The 7,736-nt window shown below is 63.7% G+C and carries 7 protein-coding genes; 3 read left to right on the top strand and 4 right to left on the bottom strand.

Annotated features, from left to right (window positions below):
• Positions 1-160: 160 nt before the first annotated feature.
• Both ubiA and EN879_RS16330 read right to left on the bottom strand, forming a co-directional pair.
• Positions 161-1,144 carry a 4-hydroxybenzoate octaprenyltransferase gene (ubiA, locus tag EN879_RS16335; RefSeq protein WP_063170187.1) on the bottom strand — a complete coding sequence of 328 codons (984 nt, stop codon included), beginning with the start codon at positions 1,142-1,144 and terminating at the stop codon, positions 161-163.
• Positions 1,145-1,212: 68 nt separating this feature from the next.
• Positions 1,213-2,124, bottom strand: a complete 912-nt coding sequence (locus EN879_RS16330) for a LysR family transcriptional regulator (RefSeq protein ID WP_063167661.1) — start codon at positions 2,122-2,124, stop codon at positions 1,213-1,215.
• 89 nt (positions 2,125-2,213) lie between these two features.
• Between EN879_RS16330 and EN879_RS16325 the strand changes: the two genes are divergently transcribed.
• Both EN879_RS16325 and purD read left to right on the top strand, forming a co-directional pair.
• Complete coding sequence (locus tag EN879_RS16325) at positions 2,214-3,029, top strand: phytanoyl-CoA dioxygenase family protein (RefSeq protein WP_013532814.1); 816 nt, start codon at positions 2,214-2,216, stop codon at positions 3,027-3,029.
• Positions 3,030-3,330: 301 nt separating this feature from the next.
• Complete coding sequence (purD, locus tag EN879_RS16320) at positions 3,331-4,608, top strand: phosphoribosylamine--glycine ligase (protein ID WP_127274131.1); 1,278 nt, start codon at positions 3,331-3,333, stop codon at positions 4,606-4,608.
• A 13-nt stretch (positions 4,609-4,621) separates the two neighbouring features.
• On the opposite strand, the gene EN879_RS16315 is transcribed toward purD, so the two are convergent.
• Both EN879_RS16315 and EN879_RS16310 read right to left on the bottom strand, forming a co-directional pair.
• Complete coding sequence (locus EN879_RS16315; RefSeq protein WP_032809930.1) at positions 4,622-5,731, bottom strand: glycoside hydrolase family 25 protein; 1,110 nt, start codon at positions 5,729-5,731, stop codon at positions 4,622-4,624.
• 246 nt (positions 5,732-5,977) lie between these two features.
• Positions 5,978-6,196, bottom strand: coding sequence for a hypothetical protein (locus EN879_RS16310; protein WP_013532811.1), 219 nt, complete (start codon positions 6,194-6,196; stop codon positions 5,978-5,980).
• Positions 6,197-6,410: 214 nt separating this feature from the next.
• Between EN879_RS16310 and EN879_RS16305 the strand changes: the two genes are divergently transcribed.
• The coding region (locus EN879_RS16305; protein ID WP_127274130.1) for an acyl-CoA dehydrogenase family protein at positions 6,411-7,736 on the top strand (1,326 nt) is incomplete at its 3' end.

Here is a 7,736-nt window from a genome sequence, read left to right as displayed (position 1 = left end):
CTTCCTTCTCCCCCTGTGGGAGAAGGTGGCCGAGCGAAGCTCGGTCGGATGAGGGGTGTTCCAGCTTGGCAACGCCGGCACTCCGTCCAGCACCCCTCAACCGTCTTGGCGCTGCGCGCCAATCCACCTTCTCCCACAAGGGGAGAAGGGAAAAAGCCCGCTAAACCAGCGGCTTCAGAGCCACCCACACAGCGCCGCCGATCAGGCCGAGGAAGATCAGCCAGCCGACCTGGTTGTTCGACCTGAACAGGCGCAGGCATTGGTCCGGATTGTCGATGTCCAACACGGCGATCTGCCGCGCCATATGGGTGCCGGCGGCGATCAGCCCGGCCAGCGCCACCACCGGCGCCTGCGCCGACGCGAAGGCGATGGCGAAGCAGATCAGCGCGCCGCCATAAAGTCCGGCCAGCCAGGCCTTGGTGTTGTCGCCGAACAGGCGTGCCGTCGAGCGCACGCCGACAATGGCGTCATCTTCCTTGTCCTGGTGCGCGTAGATCGTGTCGTAGCCGATCACCCACAGGATCGAGCCGATATAGAGCATGACAGCAGGCCCATCGAGATCGCCGAACTCGACCGCCCATCCCATCAGCGCGCCCCAGGAAAAAGCAAGGCCGAGCACCAGTTGCGGCCAGTTGGTTATCCGCTTCATGAACGGATATATGGCGATGACCGCCAGTGAGCAGATGCCGAGCAGGACGGCAAAGCTGTTGAACTGGATGAGCACGACGAGGCCGACCAGGGCCTGCAGGACGAGAAACAGCCATGCCCGCCGGCGCGTCGCCTTGCCTGACGGCAGCGGTCGCGAGCGCGTGCGCTCCACCTGGTTGTCGATGTCCTCGTCGACGAGGTCGTTGTAGGTGCAGCCGGCGCCGCGCATGGCGATGGCCCCGACCAGGAACAGCACAAGATACAAAGGCGCCGGCAGCAGTGAGAGCAGCGGGTCGCCGGGACGCGGATAGGCGCTTGCCGCCAAGGCCGCCGACCACCAGCACGGCCACAGCAGCAGTTGCCAGCCTATCGGCCTGTCCCACCGCGCAAGCTGCGCATAGGGCCATATCGAGCGCGGCAGCACGCGGTAGACCCAATGGCCGTTCGGCGCATCGGCGACACGGCCCTGGGCCGCTTTCGACTGGATGGTTTCCATGCCCATGGAGTGGCAGCAGCGGCGGAAACCGTCAAGCGGCAAGCGGAGACGCGGCGCCCGTCAGCCTTTCACGAGGCAAAGATGTCGCGGGTGGCGAACCAGTCCTTGGCCACCTCGACGAAGGCCAGCGCTGCATTCGACACACGCTGATGCGTGTCATAGGTAAGCAGGATCCGCTGCATGGGCAGCGGATCCGACAGCGGCTTGCAGATGAGCGGCAGCCCGTCATAGCTGCGGTCGCCATGCGGGCGGGTGTAGCTGACCGCAACGCCGAAGCCGTTGGCGACCATGCTCCGTTGCAGTTCGAACGAGCTTGTCGTCATGTCGGCCACAGGCGAAAGGCCGCGGCTGCGGAACAGGTCGAGCATATGCTGCCAGCTGTGCGGCTGGTCGGTGGTGATCAGCGGATAGGCGGCCAGATCGGCAAGGCTGACCGACGGGCGATCCGCCAGGGCATGGCCTGCCGGCAACAGCGCGTGCGGGCGAAGTTCACGCAGCAGGATGCGGGCGAAATGCGTCGGCAGGCTGAGATCATAAGTCAGGCCGAGATCGATGGCCGCGTCACCCAGCCGTCGACCCAGCGTCTCGAACGTCTCGTCGCGAACGACGATCTTGACGGCCGGATAGCGTTCGGAGAAGGCGCGGATCAAAGCCGGCGCGAAGAAAGGCGCCAGATCCTCGAAGCATCCCAACACCAACTCGCCGCTGACAGCCGATTTGCTTGAACCCAGGCCGATGAGTTCCTCCGTTTCGGTGAGAACCTGCCTTGCCTTGGCCACGACGGCGCGGCCGAACGATGTCGGCGACACGCCGCTTCCCCGCTGGCGGACGAACAGTTTCTGGCCGAAATTCTTTTCGACCGCGTCGATGGCCACCGAGATCGACGGCTGAGAGACGTTCAGCATCCTTGCCGCGCCGGTGACGCTGCCGTGACGCGCCACGGCAACCAGATAGCGCAGCTGCGTGAAAGTCACACTCATAGAGGCACTCTATATGTCAGATCGATAGTTATTATTTTACCGAATGAATAGATGTTGCGATAGTGGCTTTATTCCAAGAGGAGAACGCCATGGCTTCCCGGACTGCCACCCTCGACGCCACCAGGATCGGCGCGTCCACGATTGCCGACTATCAGCGTGACGGCGCTGTTTGCATTCGCGGCGCCTTCAAGGGCTGGGTCGACACGATTGCCGCCGGCATCGAACGCAACATGCAGAACCGCAGCGCCACCGCATCCGACATAGCCAACGGTCGCGGTAGTTTCTTCGATGACTACTGCAACTGGGAGCGCATCCCCGAATTCGTCAGCCTGGTACGGGACTCACCCGCCGCCGAACTGGCGGCGGCGGTGATGCAGTCGCGCACCGCGCAGTTCTTCCATGATCATGTGCTGGTGAAGGAACCCGGCACGCAGAAGCCGACGCCCTGGCATCAGGACATCCCCTACTATTTCGTCGATGGCCAACAGACGGTGAGCTTCTGGATACCCATCGACCCGGTGAAAGAGGCGACGCTGCGGCTGATCGCCGGCTCGCACAAATGGGACAAGATGATCCTGCCGGTGCGCTGGCTCGACGATAGCAATTTCTATGCCGGCGAGGGCGACTATCTGCCGGTGCCCGATCCCGACAAGGACCCTTCGATGAAGGTGCTCGAATGGGAAATGGAGCCGGGCGACGCCATCCTGTTCGACTTCAGGACCGCGCATGGCGCGCGTGGCAATATGACCGCGGCGCGGCGCCGGGCGCTGTCGCTGCGCTGGGTCGGTGACGATGCGCGCTATGTCGAGCGGCCGGGCCGCACCTCGCCGCCCTATCATGGCCACGGCATGCAGCCGGGCGAGAGGCTGCGCGAGGACTGGTTTCCGGTGGTTTTCTCCGCCTAGCGAATCGCCAGAAAATTGGCGGCGGTATCCGCCGCCAATTTTCTGCGGGGATAACGTTCCCGTGCGCAATTGCGATCTAAACACCCTGATGCCTTGACCCGTCGCCCGGAGAGCAATAGCGGGTCTCCAAGAGACTGTTTCGAAATTCGCTCTGGCGAGTCATATGGTGGTGGTTTCGAGAACCGCAGCGGAGCGGACATTTGGTCCGTGAGCTCAGTTCTACTGCACGCAGTAGAACGGGAAGCGCAGAAAACGCCATCAGATGGCCGCCAGAGCAGAATTTCGGCATCAAGAGGTGGCCATGAACGTTCTTCTTCTGGGCTCCGGCGGCCGCGAACATGCGCTCGCCTGGAAGATCGCCGCGTCGCCGCTGCTGACGAAGCTTTATGCCGCCCCCGGCAATCCGGGCATTGGCGGCGAGGCCGAACTGGTCAAGCTCGACATCGCCGATCACGCCGCGGTCACCGCATTCTGCCGGGAGAAAAAAATCGACCTCGTCGTGGTCGGTCCGGAAGGCCCGCTGGTCGCCGGTATTGCCGACGATCTGCGCGCCGAAAATATCCGCGTCTTCGGTCCCTCCAAGGCAGCGGCACAGCTGGAAGGCTCGAAAGGTTTCACCAAGGACCTCTGCGCCCGCTACAACATCCCGACCGCCGCCTATGGCCGTTTCAGTGACCTGGCCTCGGCCAGGGCCTATGTCGAAAAGACCGGGGCGCCGATCGTCATCAAGGCCGACGGGCTCGCTGCCGGCAAGGGCGTCACCGTCGCCATGACGCTCAGTGAAGCACAGGCAGCCCTCGATGCCTGCTTCGATGGTCCCTTCGGTGCCGCCGGCGCGGAAGTTGTGGTCGAGGAATTCATGACCGGCGAGGAGGCGAGCTTCTTCTGTCTTTGCGACGGTACCACCGCACTGCCCTTCGGCACCGCGCAGGATCACAAGCGCGTCGGCGACGGCGACACCGGTCCGAACACTGGCGGCATGGGGGCCTATTCGCCGGCACCGGTGATGACGCCGGAACTGGTCGAGCGCACCATGCGTGAGATCATCGAGCCGACCATGCGCGGCATGGCCGAACTGGGCGCGCCTTTCTCCGGCGTGCTGTTTGCCGGGCTGATGATCACCGACAAGGGGCCGAAGCTGATCGAATACAACACCCGCTTCGGCGATCCGGAATGCCAGGTGCTGATGATGCGGCTGAAGGATGATCTGCTGGTCCTGCTCAACGCGGCAACCGACGGCCAGTTGGCACATACTTCGGTGCGCTGGCGCGACGAGGCGGCATTGACCGTGGTGATGGCGGCGAGAGGCTATCCCGGCACGCCGGAAAAAGGCTCGGTCATCCGCGGCGTCGAAGACGCGGCAAGCGACGGCGTCCAGGTCTTCCACGCCGGCACCGCCATCAATGGCGGCGCGCTGGTGGCCAATGGCGGCCGCGTCCTCAACGTGACGGCATCAGGCGCCACGGTCGGCGAGGCGCAGAAACGAGCCTATGCCGCGCTCGACCGCATCGACTGGCCGGACGGGTTCAGCCGCCGCGATATCGGCTGGCAGGCGGTGGCGCGCGAACAGGGAACCTGAAGTCCGCGTTGGCTTACCGCTGGCCGCGGTCGAGTTCGGTCGAAGCGGTGCTGAGCGGATCGGCAGCGGCAAACGCAGCGTCGAGTTGTGCGGGCGAACGCCGCTCGGTCCGCTTCCAGGCGACATATTGGACAATGCCGAAACTCGGTCTCCGGGGCACCGTCTTCACGACCGGCATGCGGAAGCCGTCGCGGAAACGGGACCAGCGTGTGCCCAACGCTGCGACCATGTCCTCGAAAGTCGGCGGCGCGGCCACAGACGCATAGGTGATGGTGACATTGCCGGCGAGGCCGGCCTCGCGTGAAACCGGCAGCGGTATGGAGGCGAGATAGTCCGGCGGCACGTCGATAAGCCCGCCGAACGGCCATTGCGCGCGCAGCGTGGCGGCGTCGGTCGGCGCGACATTGACGTCTATGTCGTTAGGCGTGCCGGCAACCCTGTAAGGGCAGCGGAAACGGCCGCAATTGGCTTGCGCCGAAAACTGCCACAGTGCGTAGCCTTGCCAGTTGCCCATCGGAAAATGCACGTCGATGTCGGACTTATAGCGGGCATACCAGAGCGGCAGCCGCGACAGGAGCCGGTATCGGTAGCTGTTGTCGGCAATGTACTGGGCGGTCTTGCCGTTGGTGTACAGCACCGGGAAACGGCCGATGCGCCGATGCACCTGGCGGACGAACTCCTCGGCATCGTCGAGCGACATCCATTGCGAGGGATCATTGCCCTCAATGTCGAGAGCCATGAGATCGTCGGGCGCAGGCTCGGCGAAATCGAGGAAATTGTTGGCCTGTTCGACCGGATTGCCCGGGCGGGCAAGGTGATAGGCGCCCCATTTCAGGCCGAGTGCCTTGGCCACCACCCGGCGCGTCTGGAACAGTTCGCGCGTCACCGCATGGCGTTTCCACAGCGCCTTGCAAAGCTTCACCTCAATGTCGTTGCCCAGGCAGAAATAGGGCGGCGGCATGCCGTCGGAGGCCTTGTTGATGAAGCCGACGACCCGCTTGTCGGTGGCGAGTTGGGCCCAACCGATGGAATTGTATTCGTAGGCATCGACCACCAAAGCGCGGTCGGCGTTCTTCCAGGGTTCGGAAAAATCCGAAGCCTTTGCCGCCGTGGACAGCGCCATCGTCGCCGCCAAGGCGAGAAGCGCCAGCGCATGTCGCCCAAAAGTGTGCAGCGGTTTTGGGGCAACGACATGCGGAGGAAACAATGGCTTGAAGGGCGTCGGCACGACACTCTTCAAGCGGCGAAGGAGACGCGCCGTCCTTTTCAAAACAGGGAATCCCCGTTGATCAAAGACAAATCCTGAACGGCTATGGTTAAGGAAGTACTTTCGGGGCTGACTTCAGAAAAGCTGGCGACGCATCAGCTGCTAGAATTCAAACGGGTCCGGAGCCGGCTCTTGCCGCAGCGTGCCCTCGGCGGCGCGTTTGCGGTGGTGGGCGAGTGAGCATTGCGGCGAGCATAATATGCCGCGATCCGACCAGTAGGCGGCCCCGTGGTCCAGTCTGCCGCCATGGTAGCAGAACCCCTCCGCTCGATAGGGCAGGCCGCATTCGATGCAGCGATAGGCGTCGGGTCTGGCAAGCATGGGCTGTTCCGGTTGGCTGGTTCTGATCCGTCGCCGGTCGACTTGATCCGGCATGGATTGAACTTAATACGCGCCGCCGCGATTGCAAAATCCGCGTGACAAAATTTGACGTTTACGTAAAAAGAAGATGGGAGAGCGCTGATACGGCGGGTGGTTTTGCAGCGGCGCTGGCTCTAGGGTCGGCAGGACCGATGCATCGGAAGGAGTAAGCGGCATGTATAGGGCACCGGTCGAGGATATCGCCTTCACGCTCAAGCACGTCGCCGGCATGAAATCGGCGCTCGATGCCGGCAGGTTCGGCGATCTCGGCGATGACCTGGTCGATGCCGTTCTTGGCGAGGCCGGCCGCTTCGCCACTGAAGAGGTCGCACCGCTCTACACGATCGGCGATCGGCAAGGTGCCGTGCTGAAGGACGCTGCCGTCACCACACCACCCGGCTGGAAGGAACTCTATCGCCGCTGGATCGATGGCGGCTGGAACGCGCTCTCCGGGCCTGAGGAATATGGCGGCCAGGCGCTGCCGACCATGCTTGGCGTTGCCGCGCTCGAAATGTGGAACTCCGCCGCCATGGCCTTCGGCATCGGCCCGACGCTGACCATGGGCGCTGTCGAAGCGCTCGACAAACACGCCTCCACAGACCTCAAGGCAAAGTATCTCGGAAAGCTCGTCTCCGGCGAGTGGATGGGCACGATGAACCTGACCGAGCCGCAAGCCGGTTCGGACCTCGCCGCCTTGCGCGCCCGCGCGGAGCCGGTGGGTGACGGCAGCTACCGCATCTTCGGCCAGAAAATCTTCATCACCTATGGCGAGCACGATTTCACCGACAACATCATCCATCTGGTGCTGGCGCGGCTACCGGATGCGCCGGCCGGCACGCGCGGCATATCGCTGTTCCTGGTGCCGAAAATCCTGGTCGGCGACGATGGCGCGCTCGGCGCGCGCAACGATGTCTTCTGTTCCGGACTTGAGCACAAGCTCGGCATCCACGCCTCGCCGACCTGCACCATGATCTATGGCGATGGTTTCCAGGGCGCCAAGCCCGGCGCTATCGGCTGGCTGATCGGCGAGGAGAACAAGGGCCTCGCCTGCATGTTCACGATGATGAACAATGCGCGGCTTTGTGTCGGCATGCAGGGGGTAGCGGTCGCGGAAGCCGCAACGCAGAAGGCGATCGCCTATGCCAATGAACGCCGGCAGGGCAAGGCCGCGAGCTACACTGGCACGGGTATGGCGCCGATCGTCCATCACCCCGATGTCCAGCGTAACCTGCTGACCATGAAGGCGCTGACCCAAACCGCGCGCGCCATCAGCTATTCCTGTGCCCACGCCATCGACATGGCCGGTGTCTCCGCCGGTGACGAGGCGGCCCACTGGCGCGACCGCGCCAATCTGCTGACGCCGCTGGCAAAGGCGTTCTCGACCGATATCGGCGTCGAGGTTGCCTCACTCGGCCTCCAGGTTCATGGCGGCATGGGCTTCATCGAGGAGACGGGAGCGGCCGCCTTCTATCGTGATTCGCGCATCGCCCCGATCTACGAG

The sequence above is a fragment of the Mesorhizobium sp. M7A.F.Ca.AU.002.02.1.1 genome (genome assembly GCF_003998535.1).
Taxonomy (GTDB): domain Bacteria; phylum Pseudomonadota; class Alphaproteobacteria; order Rhizobiales; family Rhizobiaceae; genus Mesorhizobium; species Mesorhizobium ciceri.
Note: the sequence above shows the minus strand (reverse complement) of the source record. Positions and strands in the feature narration are given on the sequence as shown.

Excerpts from the sequence above, each read along its gene's own strand:
- EN879_RS16315 (WP_032809930.1), bottom strand. The coding sequence starts at position 5,731 with ATGGCGCTGTCCACGGCGGCAAAGGCTTCGGATTTTTCCGAACCCTGG.
- purD (WP_127274131.1), top strand. The coding sequence starts at position 3,331 with ATGAACGTTCTTCTTCTGGGCTCCGGCGGCCGCGAACATGCGCTCGCC.
- EN879_RS16310 (WP_013532811.1), bottom strand. The coding sequence starts at position 6,196 with ATGCTTGCCAGACCCGACGCCTATCGCTGCATCGAATGCGGCCTGCCC.
- EN879_RS16325 (WP_013532814.1), top strand. The coding sequence starts at position 2,214 with ATGGCTTCCCGGACTGCCACCCTCGACGCCACCAGGATCGGCGCGTCC.
- ubiA (WP_063170187.1), bottom strand. The coding sequence starts at position 1,144 with ATGGAAACCATCCAGTCGAAAGCGGCCCAGGGCCGTGTCGCCGATGCG.
- EN879_RS16330 (WP_063167661.1), bottom strand. The coding sequence starts at position 2,124 with ATGAGTGTGACTTTCACGCAGCTGCGCTATCTGGTTGCCGTGGCGCGT.